Raw genomic sequence first — 23379 nt, 5'->3', positions numbered from 1 at the left:
AATAAATACTTTATATTACAAATTAAGTAAATATTTGATGTGAGGTTTGATGCATCGGTAATGTAGAAAATACAACATTGGTAACCACTATAGCCCATCTGCCATCACGAAAGCTGAATGACTCTAAAAGCGCGCATTTTGGAGTTATGAATACCAGTTGCGAATCAATCGACAGTCTCTAACCGTCAACACCAACCCAGAACACCCGAGTATTACCTGCAAAAAGTGCAGCTAAATCGAATACTTAGCCCTTTTTGAGGTAATTAAAATGAAATCAGCTTAATTTCCTCGAATTGGTCCTATTTGCTGTACAATATGCAGTTTGTACCCGTTCCTGTCACGGTTTCCTTGAAATTAACTGTAGTACATACAGTTAAAGCAAGCAGCATGCGGCAAGACGCTATACGCGTTTGCGCAGCCGTGCGATGAAGAAGCCGTCGGAATGGAACTGCTGCGGCAGAATTTGCACCATACCGGCTGCGGCTGCCGCAGGGTCAATGCTTGCGAAAACATCCGCCGGCAGCGGCGCTAGCTCAAACTCGCTATGCTCGGCGAGAAAGCGCTCAACCATGCCCGCGTTCTCAGCGTGCTCAATCGTGCACGTGCTGTAGACCAGCACGCCGCCCGGCTTGAGCAGCCTATGCACTTTGCTCAGAATAGCATGCTGCAGCTCGCTGATCGCGTCAATCTCCGCCTCCTGCTTCGCCCACTTGAGGTCGGGCTTGCGGCGAATGACCCCAAGACCCGAGCAAGGCGCATCGAGCAGGATGCGGTCAAATGACTCCGCCGCAAAATGTTCGTCCAGCTTCGCAGCATCCATCACCAGCGTCTGGATCGACGTCAGTCCCAGACGCTCCGCTTGATCTGCGATCAGCTTCTGCTTGTGCTCATGCAGATCACAAGCCCAGATCTTGCCCGCATCATCCATCTTCTCGGCGATGTGGGCGGTCTTGCCGCCAGGGGCGGCGCAGCAGTCCAGCACCGTCATGCCTGGACGCGGATCCAGAGCCTCGGCGACGAGCATCGAGCTCTCGTCTTGAATCGAGAAGTCCCCCTGCTGGAAGCCGGGGACTAACGCCATGTTCCCGGCCCCCTGCACAAGGATGCCGGCCGGGGCCAGCCCTGACGCTTCCGCGCTGAGGCCGCTGCCTTGGAGCTGCTCCAGCAGCTCCAAGCGACTGCGGCGCCTCGCGTTCGCGCGAATGCTCACGTGCGGCGGCTCATTGTTCGCCGCACAGATCTGTTCCGTCAGCTCCGCACCCAGCTGACGGATCCACCTTCGCACGAGCCATTCCGGATGGGAATGGCTCAGCGCGATGCGCTTCACGTCGCCGAGCGCAGCCGGCAGCGTGAGCTCCTCTTTGCTGCGGATCACTGCGCGCAGCACGCCGTTGACCATGCCCGAGATGCCTTGATGGCCTCGGCGCTTCGCGATATTGACCGCTTCGCTCACGACCGCATGGTCGGGGATGCGGTCCAAATAATGCAGCTGATAGAAGCTCAGCCGCAGCAAGCACCTCACCCAGGGCTCGAGCTTCGCGAGCCCCTTGCTGACGAAACGCTCCAAGAAGAAATCGATCGTATTTTTCCGTCCGATGGTCCCATAAACGAGCTCCGTCGCCAGTCCCGCATCCGCCCGCTCAAGAGCATGCTTTTGCAATACCTGATTCAGCAGCAAATTGCTGTATGATTGATTTTCTTCAACCCGAATCAACACATCCAGCGCCGCTTCACGGGCAGAATGCTTAACAGCGCTGCTCTTCGCAGCGCCCCCGGATGATTTTGGAGCAGAGGGCTTGCCGGCCCCCTGCGGTTTCATAAGTCCGTTTTGCGGACGAGTTGGTTTTTGCGTTGACAAATCGAATACCTCATTTTTTAGTTGCTTTAGTTACTGTGTCCGAACACGGTACCAGCTGGAATTTGCACACCTCGTACGAACTCTGACACGGGCATCGCCTTTTTGCCTGAAGGTTGGATCTCGGTCAGCCACAGCGTGCCTTCGCCAGTCATCACTTCAATGCCCTGCTCACTGCTGCCAAGTACAGTTCCAGGAGCAGGTGCGTCACCGCTGATTCCGGAGAAGCTTCGGCTTCTTGGCTCCGAAGAACTTTTCGGATTCGCGCTAGCCCATACTTTCATAACTTCCCCATTCCAGAGCGTGTAAGCGCCGGGGAAAGGGTTTAAGCCGCGTACTTGATTCCAAAGCTCGACTGCAGAACGCGACCAATCGATCAACTCGTCCTCCCTGCGGATATTCGGAGAATAAATGGCATCGGCCTCATTTTGTGGGGCAGCTTGGATGCGTCCTGCCAGTAAATCAGGCAATGTACGCTTAAGTAGATCAGCACCAGCTATGCTTAGCTTTTCAAATAAAGAGCCCGTCGTATCCGTATCTTCGATCGGAAGCTCCACCTTTGAAATCATATCGCCGGTATCAAGACCTACGGCCATGTACATAATCGTAACGCCGGTTACGCCTTCACCCCGAATCACAGCGTGATGAATCGGCGCTCCGCCACGATATTTGGGCAGGAGCGAAGCATGGATGTTAATACACCCATACTGCGGCAGATCCAAAACCGCTTTGGGCAAAATCTGTCCATAAGCAGCAGTCACGATCAAATCCGGTTTTAATTGTCTCAAAAGCTCAACCGAATCCGCTTGACGCAATTTCTCCGGCTGAAGCACCGGAATCCCATGCTTTTCGGCTTCCACCTTAACCGGAGGCGGCGTCAGGACGCGCTTGCGTCCTTTCGGCCGGTCCGGCTGTGTGACAACCGTCGTTACGTTATAGCCTTCCTCCAAGAGCAGGCGCAAGGAGGGTACTGCGAAATCCGGCGTGCCCATGAAAATAATGTTCACTCGGAATCTTCCTCTTCTTCAGCCGTATACGTTTTGGTTGCAAGATCCGTAAACAGAACACCGTTCAAGTGATCAATTTCATGGAAAATGCAGCGAGCCAGCAAATCCGTACCCGTCACTTCAATCGGATTTCCATCACGATCTTGACCTTTGGCCGTAACATGGAGCGGTCGAAGCACATCGCCGCGAAGTCCAGGAATACTTAAGCAGCCTTCCGGCCCCAATTGTTCGCCGCTGGAAGTGACAACCTCTGGATTGACCATTTCAATCAATCCGCCGTGTTCTTCTCCGCAATCCATGACGATAACGCGTTTAAGAATACCGATTTGCGGGGCAGCAAGACCCACGCCCTCCGCTTCATACATCGTGTCTGCCATATCATTAAGCAGTTTATGCAGATTGGAATTAAATTTCGTAACCGTGATGGCTTTCTCACGCAGCACTGGATCTGGATCTTTAACAATAATACGAATAGCCATAATGTGCACCTACCTTTGAAGTCTTCTCTATTTGGGGTTCATTACATCAAATATTGCGGGTCAACATCTACGCTAATCAGCAGCTTTTCTTTCGCTGAGCGCTCTTCAAACCAAGCTACTGCTTTAGCCACGATCTCTGCAGCCTGATCTTCCCCCCGATATTTTACCACGCATTGGAATCGATATCTATCTTTGATTCGCGAAATCGGCGATGCAACAGGTCCTAGCACGTCCATTTGAAAAGATTGATCCGCGGACAACGTGTTCGTAAACAGATCAACCTGCTGAGCCTGATACGTAAAAGCAATCTCTTTCAATCTCGTTACAAAAGCCTCGGCTGAACGCACCAGGAGCGGAACCTGCTCATGCGAGAAGGTGACCAGAATCAAACGCTGATATGGCGGATAGCCTAAATTTGCACGTATATCAAGCTCATGGTTCGCAAAAGCGATATAATCGTGCTGGCTTGCATACTGCACACTGTAATGTTCAGGTGTGTATGTCTGGACGAACACTTCGCCTTGTTTTTCATGACGACCCGCCCGGCCTGCAACCTGCGTTAACAACTGAAAAGTCCGCTCCGCTGAACGGAAATCCGGTAGATTTAGCACTGTATCCGCTGCGATAACCCCCACTAAGGTCACGTCGGGAAAATCCAGCCCTTTCGCTACCATCTGCGTGCCAAGCAGCACATCCGCCTGCTTTTCGCGAAACATCGTCAGCCATTTTTCATGCGAACCTTTCTCCGTCGTGGTATCGACATCCATGCGGATGACCCGAATTCCGGGAAAAATCTTGCTAAGCTCCTCTTCCACGCGCTGTGTTCCTGTTCCAAAATGACGAATATGCTCGGACTGACAGCTGGGACACTGCGTAACCTCGCGCTCCGCATAACCGCAATAATGGCAGCGCAGCATACGCGAGCTTTGATGATAGGTAAGTGAAATATCACAATGCGGACATTGCGAGACGAAGCCGCAAGTACGGCACATCACGAACGTCGCATACCCACGCCGATTCAGCAGTAAAACAATCTGTTCTTTCTTTTGTAACCGATCTTCGATCGCTTTATACAAGGAACGGCTAAACATAGAGCGATTGCCGTTTTTCAGCTCCTCACGCATATCGACAATAGCAACTGGGGGCATCGGCCGGCTGGCCACGCGTTCCCTCATCGTCAGCAGCCGAAAGGGAGGTTTCTCCCTGTCACGGCGTCGTCTTGTTTTCTCGATACTTTCCAGAGAGGGGGTTGCGGAACCGAGCACAACGACGGCGTTTTGCTGCTTTGCCCTTTGAACCGCCACATCACGGGTGTGATATTTGGGGCTCTCCTCCTGCTTATAGGAAGATTCGTGCTCTTCATCAATGATAATAAGGCCAATTCTCGTAAAAGGAGCAAAAATCGCCGAACGAGCGCCGATTACAACCTTCACTTGCTTGCGCATAATTTTGCGCCATTCGTCATAGCGTTCGCCATTCGATAACCGGCTGTGAAGGACGGCGACCAAATCGCCAAACCGCCCTTTAAATCGTTCTACCATCTGTGGCGTCAGCGAAATTTCGGGAACGAGCACAATCGCTTCTTTGTCCATATCCAAGCACTGCTGAATGGATTGTAAATACACTTCGGTTTTACCGCTCCCCGTAACCCCATGCAGCAGAAATACCTCATTCCGTTCCTCCGCAACAGCATCCCGAATTTCCGCGAAGACACGGCTCTGTTCTTCCGTTAAGGGAAGCGGCTTCGTCCGTGTGAAAGCACGGCCCGCATAGGGGTCGCGCATCACTTCGACCTCACGCAGCTCAATCCACCCGCGATCCGCCAAGCTTTTGACCGTGCTGGCGCCGACCTCCACCGTTTCCATCAGCTCCGTAAGCCGAATCGCATGCGGATGCTCCATCAAATAACGCAGCACATCCTGCTGTTTGTTAGCTCTGGCAGGAAGCTCAGCCAAAGCCTCTTCCAATCCGCTGCCTCCAGCTGGAGGGAAAACGGTCAACGCCTTCTTGGTATTCATACGGTCTTTGACCACTTGTACTTCCGTTAGGATACCTGCGCTCAGCAGTTGTTTAATGAGGGCGCCGTCACTTGCAAAACGCTCCATCAAAGCGTCCATCGAAACTGAGCCTTTGGACTTCACAAAGCTAACTATCTCTTGCAGATCCGACATGTCCAGCAGCGACTGCTCGCCAGACTCCTCCCCGACCCCAATCGCTCGCTCATATTTCGCTTTGAGTGCAGCGGGCAGCATCGCCTGAAGCGCCGTAACTTCATGGCACAAGTACATGCGGCTGACCCATCTCCCCAGACTCACAAGTTCCTCCGTGAGCGGAGGAACCAAGTCCAGGACGTTCTGAATCGGCTTGATGCGAGTCGCATCCACCTGCGTTTCCTCATGCAGCTCGACGACAAAGCCTTGCAGCACCCGAGGGCCGAAAGGCACACCAACACGACTGCCCACTTCAACCCATTTGCTCAGGGAAGCAGGCACTTCATAGTCGAATGCCCGGTTCGTTTGTTTCGCTGGGACATCGACAATGACTTTGGCGTACATCAGGATTTCCCCGCTGCGGTATGCATACGATCCGCTGCAAGCTCGAGCAGTCTACGTGCCACATCTTTCTTACTCTGTATAGGCAGGGCCTCTACGAGCCCATTGCGATCATAAAACCGTACCACATTCGTATCTCCGCTAAAGCCGGCACCTTCCTGCGACACATCATTACCAACGATGAGATCACAGTTTTTGCGGTTCAGCTTGTCCATCGCATGCTCGTCCAAACGCTCTGTCTCCGCAGCAAACCCAATGACGAATTGATGCTTTTTGAGCGCACCGACTTCCTGTAAAATGTCCGGATTTTTAATCAGCTCCAGCGTTAGCGAATCCGACTTCTTTTTGATTTTTTGTTCAGAAACAACGGCTGGGCGGTAATCGGCAACCGCAGCAGCCTTGACAATGAGGTTACTTTCATCCAAATGAGCTAGCACAGCCTCTCTCATATCCAAAGCAGACTGAACTTGGATAAGCTGAACGCCCTCCGGCACGGATAAAGCAGATGGCCCTGATATCAACGTCACCTTGGCTCCCATTCGCACCGCCTCTTCAGCGATAGCGTAGCCCATTTTACCGGAAGAATCATTTGTGATGTACCGTACCGGATCAATGCGTTCAACAGTGCCTCCGGCAGTCACAAGGACACGTTGTCCTTCCAAACGCCTAGCCTCCCCCTTAAAATGCCGCTCAATCGCAGCTAGAATCTCCTCAGGTTCAGCAAGCCGTCCTTTCCCGACGTAACCGCAGGCCAACTGCCCTTCTCCCGGTTCGATAAAACGCACGCCACGGCTCAAAAGCGTCTGCATGTTATGCTGTACCGCCGGATTCGCATACATATGCACATTCATCGCAGGAGCTACCCATACCGGTGCCATGGTTGCGAGAAGCGTGGTGCTCAGCATATCATCGCCAAGACCAAGCGCCAGCTTGCCAATCATATTCGCCGTTGCAGGCGCAACAAGCACGAGGTCAGCGCTATCCGCCAAGTTGATATGGGATACAACCGAAGGATCTTTCTCATCAAAGGTATCCACGAAAACATGATGACGAGACAGCGTTTGAAACGTTAACGGCGCTACGAATTCAACAGCTGATTTGGTCATAATAACACGCACAATTGCACCAGCTTGTGTTAATTTACTCGTTAACGCAGCAGCCTTGTATGCGGCAATGCCTCCGCATACGCCGAGCACAATCGTTTTGCCATGCAGTACACTCATGGGTATCCCCTTTCTACGCACAATTTGAGAAAAAAATAACAACCACTAGGGTTGTTGGGTAAACCAATTTATTTCTGGTATTTCTCCGTCTCGGTCGTCTCAATTTTCTCGTAACCGATATAGTTGCCGTAAAGTTCTTCTAACGCAACACCAACATGTTTGTGGGCCTTTTGGCCTTTCAAATTTGATTTAGCGCCGTCACGCAAAGATCTTGCTCTTTTGGAAGCAGCAACAACTAGTGAATACTTGCTATCCACGATATCGAGCAGTTTATCAATTGAAGGGTATAGCATTCAATTCACCTCATCCATCCATTGTACGATTTTGGGATACATCCGATCTTTTTTGCAATGTTCAGCTAAGAGAATAGCTTGTATCTTGGAACAAGCCGAGTCTACATGGTCATTCACAATCGCATAGTCATAGTGCTCCATCAAGCGAATTTCGTCCAAAGCTACCGACATGCGGCTGCGAATGACTTCATCCGTTTCCGTACCACGCGTTACAATGCGATTCTCAAGCTCATCTAGAGAAGGCGGCAGCAAGAAAATGAAAACACCTTCGGAAAACTTTTGTTTGACTTGCAGAGCACCCTGCACTTCGATTTCCAAGATGACATCTCGACCGGAGCGCAGTGTTTCCTCAACAAAACGTCTCGGAGTACCGTAGAAGTTACCTACATATTCGGCCCATTCCAACACTTCATCCGTTTCGATCATCTGTTGAAATTGCTCTCGCGTTTTGAAAAAGTAGTTAACACCATCTACTTCTCCTTGTCTCGGGGAACGGGTTGTCGCTGACACCGAGTACACGATATCCGGCGAACACTTGCGCAGCGCGGCGCAAACCGTTCCCTTGCCGACACCGGAAGGACCGGATAAAACAATCAGAATGCCTCTCTCACGCTCAAGGGTATTCGTATTACTCGTCATGATCATCGTCCTTGTTGGAAAGTCTATGCGCTACCGTCTCTGGTTGTACTGCCGACAATATCACATGGTCGCTGTCAGTGATAATAACGGCACGGGTTCTTCTACCATATGTAGCGTCAATCAGCATGTGACGATCACGTGCTTCTTGAATGATCCTCTTGATCGGAGCCGATTCCGGACTTACGATCGAGATAATGCGGTTCGCCGATACGATGTTGCCGAACCCGATATTAATTAATTTGATAGCCATTACGACTTCCTCCTCGTGAAGCTCCATGCCGCTTCACTCGATATTCTGTATTTGTTCGCGCATCTTCTCAAGCTCTGCTTTCATCGTAATCACTCTAGCCGTAGGCTCCGAGTGATTGGACTTGGATCCGATCGTGTTCACTTCTCGATTCATTTCTTGAATCAAGAAATCCAACTTTCGCCCAACAGGCTCTTTCTCTGTAAGCAATTGATCACATTGCTCAAAATGACTTTTCAGTCGAGTTAATTCCTCATCCACATTCGAACGATCTGCGAATATCGCAATTTCTGTCGCTAGGCGCTGCTCATCTACAGGCGTCTGATCCTGAAGAAGTGACTGAATTCTGTTCGTCATTTTAGCCGCATAGTCTTGAACCACCTGAGGTGCTAAAGCTTCCAATTCCACATGGATTCGCTTCAGTTCCGCCAAGCGCTCACGAATATCTTGCTCCAGAAATGCTCCTTCCCGCAGCCGCATGTCGGATAATCTGGCAACGGCCTCCTGCAAGCAGGCGCATAGCTCCTGTTCAATCTCTTCATCAGGCTCCTTACGCGACTCCTTCATCTGAATGAGATCCGGAAGTTTCAATAATTCTTTGAGCTCGACCTGCTCGACATACCCATAGCGCTCCTTCAACTGCTCCGCAGCCTGCAAATAAGCATCTGCCAAAGCAAAGTTAACCGTTACGCTCTTCGGGGAAGCCGTTTCACGTTCCGCCGTGACGAAGACGTCTACTCGTCCTCTCTTCACCGCTTGCAGCACCGTTTTCTTCAAAGCGTCTTCAAAAGCCGCCCATTCCTTCGGCAAACGAATCGACACTTCACTATACCTATGATTGACCGATTTCACATCGATAAACACGCTGTATCCCGCAAAAGAACGATTCGCTTGTCCGAATCCGGTCATACTGCAAATCATCCTAATCACATCCATTAACCTATTTTAATTCATTTTGAAAGTGGGTACAAGTGGAAATCATGCCGATTCGACTTTTCCCATACATATTTCGTCAGGTCCACGCACATCTCATAGGCCAGAAAAGGGGTCATCAGATAGATGCCATTAAAGAAAGGCATTGCTGCATCCAGAAGCTCTTTGGCAATCTCAACGCCCATTGCCCGCCCTGCTTCGCCCTTGAGTCCATTCATGCGTTCCCTCACTTCATCGGACAACCGAATCCCAGGAACTTCATTGTGCAGATATTCTGCGTTCCCTCCGCTAGCCAGCGGAGCAATACCGATGAAAATCGGGATATTTAAATGTTTTGTCGCTTCATAAATTTGTTCAATCAGCTTGGCATCGTAGACAGGCTGCGTCATGATGTAATCGGCGCCTGCCTCAATTTTGCGTTCCAAGCGCTGAACCGCTTTGTCCAGATGCTTCACATTCGGGTTAAAAGCAGCCCCTACAACGAAGTTGGCCTTCTGCTTCAGCGGTTTACCTGAGAAGGCAATACCTTCGTTCAGCTGCTTAATCATCCGAATAATCTCGAATGAGGTCAGATCGTAAACGGAGCTGGACCCGGGGAGATCGCCGAATTTGGCGGGATCGCCGGTCACGGCCAGCACGTGGTCGATACCCAGCGCGTGAAGACCCATCAGATGGGACTGCGTCCCAATCATGTTGCGGTCGCGGCACGCGATATGGATCAGCGGACGCGCGTTTAAGCGTTCCTGCACGAGGTAGCCGAGGGCCAGGTTGCTCATGCGCGTCACGGCCAGTGAATTATCGGCCATCGTAATGGCGTCGACGTGCGCATCCTGCAGGGCCTTCGACCCCTGCATAAATTTCTCAATGTCGAGATCCCGAGGGGGATCCAGCTCGACAATGACGGTTTTGCGCTGCTTCACGATCTCGAGCAGCGAAGGTTTGCCTGCCGGCGGCGCAGGCTTCGCCGGGGCTGGCTCGCTCACGCGCACAGCTTGCGCGGAGGCCATCGTACCAGGCGCTACTGGGATGTAGCCTTGCAGCGCCTTAGCGACGGCGGCGATATGCTCCGGCGTGGTGCCGCAGCAGCCGCCGATGATGCGCGCGCCGAGACGAGCGAAGCGCAGCGCGCAATCGGCGAAGTACTGAGGCGTCGCCGCATAGGTGTAGTGCCCGTCGACGTAGTCGGGCAGCCCCGCGTTCGGGAACGCGGAGAACGGGATGCCGGCGATCGGAGTTAGCTTCTCTATCGAACGTAGAATCCCATTCGGGCCGACGCGGCAGTTGAAGCCGATGACGTCAGCTCCGTCGTCTCGCAACCGTTGGAACGCTTCTTGCAGCGGAACGCCGTCCTGGGTGCTGCCGGTGCCTTCGTTAGCGAACTGACAAATGACAGGCAGCCCACTCATGCTGCGAATGATTCGCAGCGCGAGCTGCAGCTCTTCCAAATCGTAGAAGGTCTCCAGCAATAGACCGTCCACAGGCGAATCCAGCAAGATGCCTATCTGCTCGCGCAATGATTCCTCAACATCACTTGTCCGAACGTTTTTGCGCTTCCCTGCACGAATAGATCCGATAGCCCCAACAACATAGGCTTCGTCACCGACCGCTTTTCTGGCTAGCTCAACACCAGCGCGGTTAATGGCTTCAACATCGCTTTCTAATCCATACTTGGATAATTTTTCGCGATTAGCCGAGAATGTATTCGTTTCAATAAGACGCGCACCTGCCTCAAAATAACGGCGGTGCACGTCAGCAACCGTTTCCGGTCTAAGTAAATTCAATTCTTCATAAGAAATGCCGACAGGAAATCCCATCTGATATAAATAAGTCCCCATAGCGCCGTCACCGACCAAAATGTCACGCTGCAGCGCCGTACGAAGATCCAATTTCATGATAAATTCCCCACCTACCAAAAAATGTAATTGACTTAAACCTTGCCCGTAAACACTTCTTCCGCGGGTCCGGTCATATAAACATGGTTATCCGCTTCATTCCATTCGATAAACAAGTCTCCGCCTTTGAGTGAAACAGTCGCTTCACGGTCCGTTAAACCGTTTAACACGGAGGATACCAGCGTTGCACAAGCCCCAGTTCCGCAAGCAAGAGTAGGACCTGCTCCTCGTTCCCAAACGCGCATATCCGTGTAAGTACGATTTTTCACAGTAACGAATTCGACATTGATTTTTCGAGGGAACATCGGATGCACTTCGAGCTTCGGCCCCCATGTGGCTAGATCGAAATTCACAGCATCCTCTACATAAATGACACAGTGCGGGTTCCCCATCGAAACAGCTGTAAAACGAAACTCTATCCCGTCAACTTCAATCGGGTAATTGATAACTCTAGCTTCATCGACCGTAGTTGGGACTTGAAGGCCGCTCAGGATCGGTTGCCCCATATCTACGCGAACTGTCCGAACTTTGCCATCTTGTACGTTTAATTGCACCTTTTGGACGCCTGCGCCGAGTGTTTCAACGGTAATCTCCGTTTTATCAATTAGTTTATGATCGTATACATATTTAGAAACGCAGCGGATGGCATTGCCGCATTGCTCAGGCTCAGATCCGTCGGAGTTAATAATGCGCATTTTGAAATCAGCATGGTTAGAAGGAAGAATATAGACCATGCCGTCGGCTCCAATACTAAAGAAACGATTGCACAGCTGGATCGCACGCTGATCTGCATCCGCAGGAAGCTCTTTCTCACCAGCTACTATGATAAAATCGTTGCCTAGACCATGCATTTTTGTGAAATTCATTGTTTATAGCACTCCCAGTATGCGGTTTAGCCATTATCATAGCGTAAAAAAGTCTAGATGCATAGTCTTTCCTTCCCTTTTCGACCGATTATCTCTCTGAATCGCATGACATGAGCCAAAGGGATAGTGCTAATAGATACCGCCCAAAAAGCTATTCGATATCCGCCTGTTACATCCTGTCCCATGCGTAACGAGCCTCTAAGGTACGCTTCAAGCAAGGATAAACGACTCCGTCGTCCTTCAGGGACGAGCGCGTTTGTCAAGGTAGATGCGAAGCAAAAGTATAAAACTTATACTTTCTTATCTACAAAAAAAGCCGCCTCACGGCAGCTTTGTGCACCAATATCAACTCGAATTGAGATCGATTGCCTTCATTCCCTATCTGAAGCTCGGTTTGGAAGAATTATACGAAACAGAACGTGGTGAATTTTTGTTGCGTTTTGGCGACAGCACACTGCCCAGCCCCATTAAGAAGGTCGGAATGCCAGCAGCGACCAAAACCAGAATCCAATCCATCCAACCAAGTGGAACGGTTTTGAAGATAGGTTGAAGTGCTTCCACATACATAACGGCTAGCATCAAGATGAGCGAGGAAAGCACAGCGAGAACAAGGTAACGATTTTGAAAAGGATTACGGTGGAAAATAGAGCGTGAGCTGCGGCAATCAAATACATGAATGAGTTGCGCCATGACCAAAGTGGCAAATGCAACGCTTTGCGCTTTGAGTAAAGTATCGGCATCAGATGGGTTGACTCGCAATACGAGCCAGAAAGCACCTAAGGTGCACACGCCAATCAGAATGCCTCTGGAAATAATTTTCCAACCCAACCGTCTTGCGAAAATATTTTCTTTCGACGAGCGAGGCTTGTGCTGCATCAAATCCTTCTCCGCTTGATCCACACCCAGCGCCATAGCAGGAAGGCCGTCGGTGACCAGATTCACCCATAGAATTTGAATCGGTACAAGCGGCAAAGGCAGACCGGCCATCATCGCAATGAACATCGTCATAATTTCGCCAACATTAGAGGCAAGCAGATATCGGATGAATTTACGGATGTTTTCATAAATACCTCGTCCTTCTTCAATCGCCGCAACGATTGTGGAGAAGTTATCATCGCTGAGAATTAAAGAGGAAGCTTCCTTGGACACATCCGTCCCTGTAATCCCCATAGCAATACCGATATCCGCCGCTTTGATCGCCGGCGCATCGTTTACGCCATCCCCCGTCATCGCGACGACATGTCCTTTGCGCTGCAAAGCTTTGACAATACGCAGCTTATGCTCAGGGGATACCCTTGCATACACATAGGTATCATTCACTTTAGCATCCAGTTCATCGTCCGAGAGACTCGCAATTTGCTGACCGCTCATACTGACGCCATTCGCAGGAATCATGCCAAGCTGCTTAGCAATCGCCTCAGCTGTTGTCTGATGGTCACCCGTAATCATGACCGTTTTGATGCCTGCTTTACGGCACTTCGAGATCGATTCACGCACTTCTTTACGCGGTGGATCAATCATGCCGGTTAATCCGACAAAGATTAGGCTGTTTTCCACATCCTCATAATCCTCGTAGCGGTCACTGCTCTTAAGTTCTTTATAAGCAATCCCCAACACTCGAAGAGCGGATTTGGCCATTCCTTCATTGGCTGAAATCACTTTCTGTTTAAGCGTAGACGTGAACGGAATCACCTTTCCATCCCAAAGGATGTAGCTGCAGTGCCCAATTAGAACATCAGGAGCACCTTTCGTGCAAGCCATACGGCCATTCTCAGAAGTCACAAGAACAGACATTCGTTTACGCTCAGAGTCAAAAGGAAATTCCGCAATTCGTTTATATTTCTCGCTTAGCGACTCCTGGGTAATGCCACTCTTCGCACTAAGGACAACTAATGCCCCTTCGGTTGGATCCCCTTTAATGTTCCAAACAGAGACGACGCCGTCTTTGCCATCCTTGCCCTTCTTCCGTTTCAACTCCTGCTTTTCCTCATACAAAGTTGCATTATTACAAAGCACGGAAACATGAAGCAGCTTACTGAGTGATGGGTTCCTAAGCGCATCGGTGTTTTGTCCACTTATTTGGATATCCCCAACTGGTGTATAACCGTCACCTGTCACTTCCAACACGTCTCCGCCCACCCATAAGTGGGTTACCGTCATTTTATTCTGAGTCAACGTGCCTGTTTTATCAGAACAGATGACCGAGGCACATCCTAACGTCTCTACGGAAGGCAATTTCCTGACAATGGCTTTACGCTTTATCATTCGCTGTACGCCGAGTGCAAGCGCAATGGTTACTATAGCAGGAAGCCCTTCAGGAATAGCGGCGACGGCCAAACTGACACCGGCAAGGAACATCGCATAAGGTGGTTGTCCATGCATAATACCTGCGATAACAACGAGAACTGTCAATGCAATCGCGACAATGATCAGAATCTTCCCAAGCTGTTCCAAGCGATGCTGCAGCGGCGTTTCCATCGATTCTGTATTTTGAATCAGATCAGCGATTTTCCCCATCTCCGTGCTCATCCCGACACGAACTACAATGGCTTTGGCTGTTCCACGCGATACCATCGTACCCATGAAACCCAGATTGCGCTGATCCCCAAGAGGTACTTCATCGTTCGATATAGGCGAGGTTATTTTGCTGACGGCTACCGACTCGCCTGTTAAGGCTGACTCCTCGATATATACGCCATTCGTTTCCAGAAACCGCACATCTGCCGGCACGCGGTCGCCACTTTCGAGCAAAATAATATCGCCTGGAACCAAATCACGAGCTGGTATTTGATGAACTGCGCCTTCTCTCCAAACGTTTGCGTTAGGGGCTGACAGTTCCTTAAGTGCACGTAATGAACGTTCCGCCCGAAATTCCTGTGTAAAACCAAGAATGCCATTCATCACAATGATAACGATAATGGTAATGGCATCTAAATATTCACCCAACAAGCCGGAAATCAAGGTCGCCCCCAATAAGACCAGCACCATGAAATCTTTGAATTGATTCAAAAGCAGTGTAATCGGAGAAACACGCTTCCCTTCGGAAAGCTCATTTCGACCAACTTCTGCCTGTCGCTTCCAAGCTTCCTCCCAGGGCAATCCTTGCTGCATGCTCACCTGCTGTGACTGCAGGACTTCTTCCGATGTCAACTGGTACCATTTATTCTGACTCATCCGCCCTTCTCCCTCCTACTTCCACATATACTTGCCTCTCACCCATACGTAAATGTATTCAGACAAGCAGGAAAATATCCCTGAAATCATCTTTCTTGCCGACTAACACTTAAGTTTTTGTGAAAAGTATGGCATCATAGAGGTTAGCAAAGTTTTTAACCGAGGAGCTAATGGCGATTTCAACGCACATTGCAATTAGCTCCCTAGAATGGAGTTGTATGTATCATGGCTTTAGACGGACTAGTCCTTCATGCAATTGTTCACGAACTGCAAGCGTGTGTAGGAGGCCGAATCAATAAAATTCACCAGCCCACCGAAAATGACGTTATTATGCACATCCGAGCACAAGGGCAAAATGTGAAACTTCTTCTTTCAGCAAATCCTACCTATCCGAGGGTCCAGATCACCGAGCAGTCCTCATTAAACCCAATGGATGCTCCTATGTTCTGCATGCTGCTTCGCAAGCACTGTGAGAGCGGTGTGATTGAAGCCGTGGAACAAATAGGTATGGAGCGGGTCATCCGTATGCAAATTCGTCATCGCGATGAATTAGGAGATATGAGCACCAAACAGATTATTGTGGAAATCATGGGTCGACACAGCAATATTATTCTTCTGGATCCAGCAACGGAAACGATTCTAGACGGCATCCATCACGTTACACCTGCGATTAGCTCTTATCGGATTGTTATGCCGGGAAGTAAGTATGTTACGCCGCCTGAGCAAGATAAGCAAAATCCATTAGAGGCTAATGCCTCTTCGTTCCTGAATGCTATTCAGCAAGATCCCGGTGAAGAAGAGTCCACGGATAAACCAGAACAAAAACTAGTCACTGCATTTAGTGGTCTTAGTCCTTTGATCGCCAAAGAAATCGTATTCCGCAGCCGTCAAGGCGGGAACAACGAACAAGAAATAGACTCAGCGGCCTTGTGGACAGCTTTCCATGATGTGATGGCGGCTATACGTCAGCATCGCTACGAACCCGTCATTGTCGAGCAAGAAGGTACGGGTAAATTGTTCTTTGCTATGACACCTTTAACACACATTGCCGGTATTTCTACGACCTATGCGACACCGAGTGATTGTTTGGAGCACTTCTATGGCGACAAAGCGGAAAGAGATACGGTCAAACAACGTGTGGCCGATTTGCTCCGTTTTTTGCATAATGAAGCAAATAAAAATGTTAAAAAGCTGGAAAAACTTCAAGAAACCGTTGATGACTCCAAAGATGCCGACAAATATCGGATTCTCGGCGAGCTGTTGACGGCCTCCCTTCACCTGATCAAAAGAGGGGATCGTGAGGTCGAGATCATCAATTACTATGATGAGGACCAGGCTTTGATTAAAATAAAGCTGGATCCGCTGTTGAACCCCTCTGAAAATGCTCAGCGGTATTTTAAAAAGTACACAAAAATGAAAAATAGCACGGCGATTGTCGAGGAACAAATTGCTCAAACCCATCAAGAGATCACGTACTTAAACTCCTTGCTGCAGCAGCTTAGTGTCGCTTCTCTAACCGATATCGAAGAGATCCGCGATGAGCTAATGGAGCAAGGTTATGTACGCGACCGTAACAAAAAACAGCGTAAAAAGAAAAAGAAAGATAAGCCGGCTTTGGCCTGCTACCTTTCCAGTGAAGGTGTCCCTATTTATGTTGGTAAAAATAATACGCAGAACGAATATTTAACGAATCGGCTTGCCTCTTCTATGGATACATGGCTGCATACGAAGGATATTCCTGGCTCCCATGTCGTGATTCGCAGCGACAGCTTTTCAGAGACTACCCTGATGGAGGCAGCCCAATTGGCCGCTTACTTCAGTCAAGCCAAACAATCCAGCCAAGTCCCTGTTGACTATACAGCCATTAAACATGTCCATAAGCCAAATGGGTCAAAGCCCGGATTTGTCATCTATGTGAATCAGAAGACGCTATTCGTGACGCCGGATGAGAATATGATTAAGCAGATGAACGTCACGATAAAATAAATTTCATTTGGAGAATAAAGAACCTAGCGAGTTAAACCCGCTAGGTTCTATTTATGTCCTATTTTTATGAAGTAACCATGTCCAACGCGACTGTTTTTCTGCCGATCGACACATAGGTAAAACCGAGTCTGCTCATCTCTTCCGGTTCAAATATATTCCGTCCATCCACGATGAGGGGCTGCTTCACAAGGCCTCTGACCAGACGCCAGTTCAAACGGCGAATATCTTCCCACTCCGTCGTGATCACCACGGCGTCAGCCTCATTTAGGGCAAGATAAGGATCGGTGAGCAGGTTCACTTCCGGGAGGAGCCGAGCAGCATGCCCTGTAGAAACAGGGTCATAGGCATTAACTATGGCGCCTCGATCTTTAAGTGCGGCAATGATATCAAGCGCGGGAGCATCGCGCAAATCGTCTGTATTCGGCTTAAAAGCCAAACCTAAGACAGCTATCTGCTTCCCGTTCAAATTGCCGACTGCCTGTTCAATTTTATGTACAAAACGTTCTCGCTGCAAGTGATTCACTTCAATTACGGAACGTAATATTTTGAAATCATAATCGACATTCTGAGCAAGCTTAAGCTGCGCCTTCGTATCTTTGGTGAAGCAGGAGCCTCCGTATCCAATGCCCGCGTTCAGAAAATGAGGACCAATGCGGCGATCCAGCCCCATGCCTTTGGCCACAAGGCCAACATTAGCACCCACCTTCTCACACACATGAGCCATTTCGTTTATGAATGAAATTTTGGCTGCCAGAAAGGCGTTGGAGGCGTATTTGATAAGTTCAGCGCTTTCGCGGTCTGTGAGAAGCAGCTCAGTTCGCAAAGGAGCATGCAGGGCAGCAATTCGAGCCCCTGCTTCCGGGTGATCCGCACCAATGACGACACGATCCGGATGAAAGGTATCCTCTATCGCAGAGCCTTCTCTAAGAAACTCAGGGTTGGAAACGACGTGCATGTCTAAATGAGCAGCAGCTAACGACTTCAACTGCTCTTCTACCCAGCGGCCGGTTCCTACCGGAACGGTACTTTTCATCACGATGATCTTGGAAGTAGTGGAATAGGCGGCAATACTTGCAATAACGCTGTTAACTTGGGTCATATCTACATCGCCATTGTCCTCTGTTGGTGTCCCAACAGCTATGAAGATGATATCGGATTCAACAATGGCATCACTGATTAGAGAAGTAAACGATAAGCGTTGGGCTAGCAGATTGGACGAAACTAACTCCTTCAGACCAGGTTCATAGATTGGCATATCCCCTTGCTGCAAGCGTGCTATTTTTCCTTCGTCACGATCAGCGCAAATCACCTGATGCCCCATCTCCGCGAAGCAAGTACCCGATACCAGTCCGACATATCCCGTTCCAATAACTGCAATTCGATGCACCTGTGCCATTCCATCCAACCTCCCAAGCTTCTATCAGCGATTCTCTATTTCAATTCCAACTGATGAATCAGAGATAATAGATAGGCTTTTACTTGGTCCTGTAAATCCGGACGCTGCAAGGCAAGCTCGATGGTCGCTTCAATGTATCCCATCTTATCGCCAACGTCGTAGCGCTTAGCTTGCATCAGGTAGGCTGCCATTTGCTGCTGCCTGTTAAGTACGCGCAAAGCGTCGGTCAATTGAATTTCACCGCCGCGGCCAGGCTCTTGTCTCTCCAAGATGCCGAAAATTTCCGGCATGATGATATATCGTCCAATAACGGCTAAATTCGAAGGCGCCTGATCTCGGTCCGGCTTCTCAACCAGATCTTCTATCAACTGGTACTTGTCCAGGCTGCTTGCTGGAGACACGATTCCATACTTACTTACATCTTCCCATGGTACCTCTTGCACAGCTATGACCGACGTTTCAGATTGTTCATAAATGTCCATCATTTGCTTAAGTCCTGGCGGCGAGGATTGGAGTATATCGTCGCCAAGCAGCACCGCGAATGGCTCATCCCCAATAAATTTGCGCGCGCATAGAATCGCATGACCCAGTCCGAGAGGCTGCTTTTGCCGAATATAGTGAACATCAGCCAGATTCGAAACAGATTGCACGATTTCGAGAAGCCGCGTACTGCCTTTTTCCTCCAGCATCATCTCAAGTTCAACCGATTTGTCAAAATGATCTTCAATTGCGCGCTTATTGCGTCCAGTGACAATAATAATATCTTCAATGCCAGATTCAATTGCTTCTTCTACGATATATTGAATGGCAGGTTTATCGACAATTGGCAGCATCTCTTTGGGCTGCGCCTTTGTAGCTGGGAGGAAACGAGTTCCCAAGCCTGCTGCCGGGATAATAGCTTTGCGAATTTTCTTCATGTACGCTGCTCCTTCTCTGGTTTTAGGCGTTGTATAACATCGATTCCTATTCGCCTCGAACCGATAGGTGCGTGGAATACGACACCGCCTCGTTCACCATGGAAATCAGAACCAGCCGTTATGAGTAGTCCAGAGCGCTGTGCAAGGCTGAAATATTTCGCCTCATCTTCCGGTGTATGATCGGAGTGATAAACTTCAATACCGTCCAAGCCTTGATGGACAATTGCCTCTACAAGGGCATCATCATGGTAAATACCCGGGTGTGCGAGGACAGCCTTTCCTCCCGCTTCTTGGATCCACCCAATCGCCGTAGCCGGTTCAATCCTTGGTGGATTGGCATAAGCGGCAGCACCCTTTCCTAAATACCGCTCAAATGCCTCGCTAATCGAGCTCACGTAGCCTTTATTCAGCAGTACCGCAGCGATGTGAGGCCGTCCAACTGTGTCGCCTTTAGTCTTTATATTCTCCACTTCCAGCAGCACTTCCGCCATGGTAATGTCTAGACCAAGCTCCTGTAATCGCTCAATAAGCATGTTATTGCGGGTATCTCTCGTTTCTCGCAAAGACGCCAGTCTTTGAAGAAATTGCTCATTATAAATGTCCATATAATAACCTAGCACGTGGATATCCTGACCATTAGCAACCGTGGAGATTTCTACGCCTGGCACGACCTCAATACCGAGCTCACGGCCCGCTAAGAGCGCCTCTTCGACACCTGAGACCGTATCGTGGTCAGTGATCGCAATAGCGCCTAGTCCGGCGTCGAACGCCATTTGAACGTTTGCCGCAGGGCGCTGGGTCCCATCTGAGGCTGTCGTATGTGTATGTAAATCCGCTTCGATTCTTGCAGACATTTTCTATTCCCTTCCTTCATCGTAAATGACAACTATGAACTCATCATTAAGCGAACTGTAGACTTATGTAAAATATTAAAGGAAGCGGCTCAGATCCTCTTGCCGTAAGAAGGTCATGAAGCTTACAGCCGATATTGGCAGCAGCGTAGAATTCAAGTAAATGGCATAGAAGCTGCGTTCGAAGGCAATGTTCTCGATTTGCTTCACTTTAAAGAGGCCTAGCGTCACTTCATGCTTAACGGAAGACTGGGAAAGAATGGATATACCCAAACCCGCTTCAACAGCAGATTTAATAGCACCTGTGCTGCCCAGCTCCATGACAATCTTCATGGAAGAGCAATTCATGTTGCAGCGCGCGAACTCTTCTTCCATCACTCTTCTCGTCCCGGAACCTTGCTCACGAAGAACGAACGGATATTTCAAAACCTCTTCAAGAGTGACAACCTCCATATCGGCTAATGGATGATCCGCTGGCACAATGAGCTTAAGCTCATCGCTTAAAATCGCTTCCGTATGAACGTCCGGATGATGAATCGGCGCTTCGACAAGTCCGAAATTGAGTTGATGACCCAGGACCTCGTCCAAAATCTGAGTCGTATTCATCACTTTCATCGATACGGAAATGTTAGGATAGTCTTTGCTGAAGGGTCCAAGAAGACGAGGTAAAATGTATTCCCCCATCGTCAAGCTGGCTCCCAACTGCAGCCGTCCTTCAATCATTTTCGTAAATCTGGACATAGCAACATCCGTCTCACGAATTAGTTCAATGCTGTTTTTAGCAAAAGGCAGCAGAGCTCGTCCTGCTTCAGACAACTCGATCTTTTTGGTGCTGCGGTGAAACAGCTTGACGCCGAAATAATCTTCCAATGATTGTACCTGCATGGTCACCGCAGGCTGTGTCATATGTAGGGCTCCCGCCGCATGAGAGAAGCTGCCCTTCTCCGCCACGGTAAAGAAAATATGTAGTTGATGAAAATTAAGTGCCATGCAAACCCGCCTCTCTTTGTTTCCATTATATGAAATCGCAAGCATACAGTCCATTAAGACGCAAAAAAGAGCATGCCTTCATCGACACACTCCAGTTAAGCAACCTATTCGGTTATCGACGCTTGCGACTGTTCTTGATCAGTGTCATGCGACGCGAGTGTCTAAGCCAAGAATAGTAAGACTTCAAATCACGAAGCTCCATCGTTTCCGACATTTTCCCAAGGAAAGTAACAATAATCATTTTGTGAAGCGGATTGCCCACGAGATCGGTCTCATGTTCCAAATGGGAAAACTCAGCAACAACGACTAGGTCATCATCAATGAGATAAACGTCTTCTTCATTGCGATAATAAGGGACGATGCTATCATTTTTAAGCTTTTCCCACAGAAAAGCGCAAATTTCCTCGAGTGAATTGTTTTCGCTAGAAACACGATCACTCCATCTCAGCTTCGCATGATTCGTGATCACGACGTCCGCCACTTTCTTGTCACCCAGCTGTACGAAGAATGGTTCATAAGTACTCCATCTCCCCATCACCTTGTCTTTCATGATCACAACCCCTTTCCTACTAAAATGAGACCGTGTACCTATTCCCTATTTGCCTGTAAGTTATATTTTACTTGATTATAACTTTTTTTCCCATGAAAGAATATATAAAATTATTAATAAATATTTGTGAAATCATGAAAAAATGCTTATTTTCTAAAAATTCAAAAAATAAAAAAAGCTTCTTACGAAGCTTTCGTTTTGCACTGCAGCCTCAAAGGGTGTAAAATCTAGTTTTGTCCGGCACATCACTACTGTATTCGGTTTTGATTTCGTTACGGTAAGACTTCTCTACCTTTTTGACGTACGGGAGCTTCAAAAGGTTCCGTGTTGTCTCATCTACTTTGCTGGCATGTATATAAAGAACGGCATAATTCATTTTCTTGGATATGTAATGAAGGGAACCGAACCGTTCCAAGTTTCTCGCGGCTTTGATATCGTTTACCCAAATGATTAATCCGCTACGCTCGATCATCATGATTGCAACCTCTTTTCAATAATCCTAGTATGGAGTGATATCACTGCATGAAGCCTTCTGACACCATTGTTCGCATATTCCGTGGAAGCATAACAGAAAGTATTCACCGCGTCCATCTCGCGGTCGTTAACACTGGGGGGACGCTGCTGCATCAAGCTGGCGACCCGCAGCTGCTCACCTTCGCTCGTTCGACAGCGAAGCTCATTCAAGCATTGCCGGTAATAGAATCCGGCGCGGCTGATCATTTCGGCCTCACCGATGCCGAAATCGCCTTATGCTGCGCTTCCCACAACGGGGAAGCTGAGCACGTGAGCACGGCCCAGGGTATCCTGGGCAAGCTCGGTTACCACCATGAGCACCTGCAGTGCGGTGCACATGAGCCTTACCACGCGCCGACCGCACAGGCGATGCGCGTGCGAGGTGAATCCCCGAGCACCTTGCACAACAATTGCTCGGGCAAACATTCGGGCATGCTGGCGCTTAGCGCACATCTTGGCGCATCGCCGGATACGTACATGAGCATCCAGCATCCTGTTCAGCAGCTTATGCTGGATGCCGTATGTGCCATGACCGGCGTGCCGAAGCCGGAGATGCAGCTCGGGATTGACGGTTGCGGGGTGCCCGTATTCGGCATGAGAATTGACCAACTGGCACTTGCCATCGCCAGATTAGGCCGCCCTGACGAATTGGCGCAAGCACGTGCAAACGCTTGCCAAAGAATTGTCGCCGCGGTGCGGAAATATCCTCAATTCCTCGCGGGAAGCGACCGCTTCGATACGCGATTAATCGAGGTAACGGGTGGCCGTATTATCGGCAAGATGGGAGCCGAGGGCATCTTCGCCGTCACGATTCCTGAGCAAGGACTTGGCTTCGTCTTAAAGATCGAAGACGGTCATGTTCGGGCCTTGTATCCCGCTGTCGTCGAAGCTTTGAAGCAGCTAAGCTTGCTCTCGGAGTCTGAAGTAAGCGAACTTGCCTCCTATCACACCCCTACCATTCATAACTGGCAGGGAACCGAGGTCGGAATCATCCGCCCCGATTTCCAGCTTTAGTT

20 protein-coding genes are annotated in these 23379 nt (G+C 49.4%); 2 read left to right on the top strand and 18 right to left on the bottom strand.

Translation table 11 applies throughout. The features are described from left to right. Positions 1-400 precede the first annotated feature (400 nt). From rsmB to G519_RS0116255, 12 genes are all read right to left on the bottom strand, one after another. Positions 401-1819, bottom strand: a complete 1419-nt coding sequence (rsmB, locus tag G519_RS0116310; RefSeq protein WP_051253438.1) for a 16S rRNA (cytosine(967)-C(5))-methyltransferase RsmB — start codon at positions 1817-1819, stop codon at positions 401-403. 65 nt (positions 1820-1884) lie between these two features. Next, a complete protein-coding gene (gene fmt, locus G519_RS0116305; RefSeq protein ID WP_029195626.1) occupies positions 1885-2862 on the bottom strand; it encodes a methionyl-tRNA formyltransferase in 978 nt (325 codons plus the stop codon). Next, positions 2859-3341: a peptide deformylase gene (gene def, locus G519_RS0116300; protein WP_029195625.1), complete on the bottom strand. Its 483-nt coding sequence runs from the start codon at positions 3339-3341 to the stop codon at positions 2859-2861. Before def ends, fmt begins: the two co-directional genes overlap by 4 nt. A 41-nt stretch (positions 3342-3382) precedes the next feature. Further along, positions 3383-5896 carry a primosomal protein N' gene (gene priA / locus G519_RS0116295; protein WP_029195624.1) on the bottom strand — a complete coding sequence of 838 codons (2514 nt, stop codon included), beginning with the start codon at positions 5894-5896 and terminating at the stop codon, positions 3383-3385. Next, positions 5896-7116 (bottom strand): bifunctional phosphopantothenoylcysteine decarboxylase/phosphopantothenate--cysteine ligase CoaBC, encoded by a 1221-nt coding sequence (coaBC, locus tag G519_RS0116290; protein WP_029195623.1) that lies wholly within the window; start codon positions 7114-7116, stop codon positions 5896-5898. The genes priA and coaBC overlap by 1 nt, the downstream gene beginning before the upstream one ends. A 68-nt stretch (positions 7117-7184) precedes the next feature. Then, the gene (gene rpoZ, locus G519_RS0116285; RefSeq protein WP_029195622.1) at positions 7185-7409 is read right to left on the bottom strand and encodes a DNA-directed RNA polymerase subunit omega; all 225 of its coding nucleotides are present in this window, start codon (positions 7407-7409) and stop codon (positions 7185-7187) included. Beyond that, positions 7410-8048: a guanylate kinase gene (gene gmk, locus G519_RS0116280; RefSeq protein ID WP_029195621.1), complete on the bottom strand. Its 639-nt coding sequence runs from the start codon at positions 8046-8048 to the stop codon at positions 7410-7412. Further along, complete coding sequence (gene remA, locus G519_RS0116275; RefSeq protein ID WP_009672664.1) at positions 8038-8298, bottom strand: extracellular matrix/biofilm regulator RemA; 261 nt, start codon at positions 8296-8298, stop codon at positions 8038-8040. The genes gmk and remA overlap by 11 nt, the downstream gene beginning before the upstream one ends. Positions 8299-8331: 33 nt before the next feature. Next, positions 8332-9204: a YicC/YloC family endoribonuclease gene (locus G519_RS0116270; protein ID WP_244280136.1), complete on the bottom strand. Its 873-nt coding sequence runs from the start codon at positions 9202-9204 to the stop codon at positions 8332-8334. Between the two features lie 41 nt (positions 9205-9245). Then, positions 9246-11120 (bottom strand): bifunctional homocysteine S-methyltransferase/methylenetetrahydrofolate reductase, encoded by a 1875-nt coding sequence (locus tag G519_RS0116265; RefSeq protein ID WP_029195619.1) that lies wholly within the window; start codon positions 11118-11120, stop codon positions 9246-9248. 35 nt (positions 11121-11155) lie between these two features. Continuing rightward, positions 11156-11986 (bottom strand): diaminopimelate epimerase, encoded by an 831-nt coding sequence (gene dapF, locus G519_RS0116260; RefSeq protein WP_029195618.1) that lies wholly within the window; start codon positions 11984-11986, stop codon positions 11156-11158. A gap of 378 nt (positions 11987-12364) precedes the next feature. Beyond that, a complete protein-coding gene (locus tag G519_RS0116255) occupies positions 12365-15160 on the bottom strand; it encodes a calcium-translocating P-type ATPase, SERCA-type (protein WP_029195617.1) in 2796 nt (931 codons plus the stop codon). Between the two features lie 225 nt (positions 15161-15385). On the opposite strand from G519_RS0116255, the gene G519_RS0116250 reads away from it, so the two are divergent. Further along, on the top strand, positions 15386-17146 hold the full coding sequence (locus G519_RS0116250) for an Rqc2 family fibronectin-binding protein (protein WP_029195616.1): 1761 nt from the start codon (positions 15386-15388) through the stop codon (positions 17144-17146). A 64-nt stretch (positions 17147-17210) separates the two neighbouring features. On the opposite strand, the gene G519_RS0116245 is transcribed toward G519_RS0116250, so the two are convergent. From G519_RS0116245 to G519_RS0116220, 6 genes are all read right to left on the bottom strand, one after another. Further along, a complete protein-coding gene (locus G519_RS0116245; protein WP_051253437.1) occupies positions 17211-18533 on the bottom strand; it encodes a UDP-glucose dehydrogenase family protein in 1323 nt (440 codons plus the stop codon). Between the two features lie 44 nt (positions 18534-18577). After that, a complete protein-coding gene (gene galU / locus G519_RS0116240; RefSeq protein WP_029195614.1) occupies positions 18578-19459 on the bottom strand; it encodes a UTP--glucose-1-phosphate uridylyltransferase GalU in 882 nt (293 codons plus the stop codon). Beyond that, positions 19456-20313, bottom strand: coding sequence for a PHP domain-containing protein (locus tag G519_RS0116235; protein WP_029195613.1), 858 nt, complete (start codon positions 20311-20313; stop codon positions 19456-19458). Before G519_RS0116235 ends, galU begins: the two co-directional genes overlap by 4 nt. A 75-nt stretch (positions 20314-20388) precedes the next feature. Beyond that, entirely contained in the window at positions 20389-21300 is a 912-nt protein-coding gene (locus G519_RS0116230; RefSeq protein ID WP_029195612.1) for a selenium metabolism-associated LysR family transcriptional regulator, read from the bottom strand. Positions 21301-21412: 112 nt separating this feature from the next. Continuing rightward, positions 21413-21850: a hypothetical protein gene (locus G519_RS0116225; protein ID WP_029195611.1), complete on the bottom strand. Its 438-nt coding sequence runs from the start codon at positions 21848-21850 to the stop codon at positions 21413-21415. Between the two features lie 211 nt (positions 21851-22061). Then, the gene (locus G519_RS0116220; RefSeq protein WP_029195610.1) at positions 22062-22325 is read right to left on the bottom strand and encodes a YlbG family protein; all 264 of its coding nucleotides are present in this window, start codon (positions 22323-22325) and stop codon (positions 22062-22064) included. Between the two features lie 47 nt (positions 22326-22372). Between G519_RS0116220 and G519_RS0116215 the strand changes: the two genes are divergently transcribed. Further along, a complete protein-coding gene (locus G519_RS0116215; protein WP_029195609.1) occupies positions 22373-23377 on the top strand; it encodes an asparaginase in 1005 nt (334 codons plus the stop codon). The last annotated feature ends 2 nt before the right edge of the window (positions 23378-23379 follow it).

Source organism: Paenibacillus alginolyticus DSM 5050 = NBRC 15375, from assembly GCF_000422905.1.
Lineage (GTDB): Bacteria > Bacillota > Bacilli > Paenibacillales > NBRC-103111 > Paenibacillus_E > Paenibacillus_E alginolyticus.
The sequence above is the reverse complement of the archived record's forward strand: the minus strand, read 5'-3'. Positions and strand labels throughout refer to the sequence as shown.

Bases quoted from the DNA above. Each gene is read 5' to 3' on its own strand.
- G519_RS0116250 (WP_029195616.1), top strand. From the start codon at position 15,386: ATGGCTTTAGACGGACTAGTCCTTCATGCAATTGTTCACGAACTGCAA.
- gmk (WP_029195621.1), bottom strand. From the start codon at position 8,048: ATGACGAGTAATACGAATACCCTTGAGCGTGAGAGAGGCATTCTGATT.
- G519_RS0116235 (WP_029195613.1), bottom strand. From the start codon at position 20,313: ATGTCTGCAAGAATCGAAGCGGATTTACATACACATACGACAGCCTCA.
- G519_RS0116270 (WP_244280136.1), bottom strand. From the start codon at position 9,204: ATGACCGGATTCGGACAAGCGAATCGTTCTTTTGCGGGATACAGCGTG.
- G519_RS0116265 (WP_029195619.1), bottom strand. From the start codon at position 11,120: ATGAAATTGGATCTTCGTACGGCGCTGCAGCGTGACATTTTGGTCGGT.
- G519_RS0116255 (WP_029195617.1), bottom strand. From the start codon at position 15,160: ATGAGTCAGAATAAATGGTACCAGTTGACATCGGAAGAAGTCCTGCAG.
- G519_RS0116220 (WP_029195610.1), bottom strand. From the start codon at position 22,325: ATGATGATCGAGCGTAGCGGATTAATCATTTGGGTAAACGATATCAAA.
- remA (WP_009672664.1), bottom strand. From the start codon at position 8,298: ATGGCTATCAAATTAATTAATATCGGGTTCGGCAACATCGTATCGGCG.
- galU (WP_029195614.1), bottom strand. From the start codon at position 19,459: ATGAAGAAAATTCGCAAAGCTATTATCCCGGCAGCAGGCTTGGGAACT.
- G519_RS0116230 (WP_029195612.1), bottom strand. From the start codon at position 21,300: ATGGCACTTAATTTTCATCAACTACATATTTTCTTTACCGTGGCGGAG.
- priA (WP_029195624.1), bottom strand. From the start codon at position 5,896: ATGTACGCCAAAGTCATTGTCGATGTCCCAGCGAAACAAACGAACCGG.
- rpoZ (WP_029195622.1), bottom strand. From the start codon at position 7,409: ATGCTATACCCTTCAATTGATAAACTGCTCGATATCGTGGATAGCAAG.
- rsmB (WP_051253438.1), bottom strand. From the start codon at position 1,819: ATGAAACCGCAGGGGGCCGGCAAGCCCTCTGCTCCAAAATCATCCGGG.
- G519_RS0116225 (WP_029195611.1), bottom strand. From the start codon at position 21,850: ATGAAAGACAAGGTGATGGGGAGATGGAGTACTTATGAACCATTCTTC.
- G519_RS0116215 (WP_029195609.1), top strand. From the start codon at position 22,373: ATGAAGCCTTCTGACACCATTGTTCGCATATTCCGTGGAAGCATAACA.
- def (WP_029195625.1), bottom strand. From the start codon at position 3,341: ATGGCTATTCGTATTATTGTTAAAGATCCAGATCCAGTGCTGCGTGAG.
- coaBC (WP_029195623.1), bottom strand. From the start codon at position 7,116: ATGAGTGTACTGCATGGCAAAACGATTGTGCTCGGCGTATGCGGAGGC.
- dapF (WP_029195618.1), bottom strand. From the start codon at position 11,986: ATGAATTTCACAAAAATGCATGGTCTAGGCAACGATTTTATCATAGTA.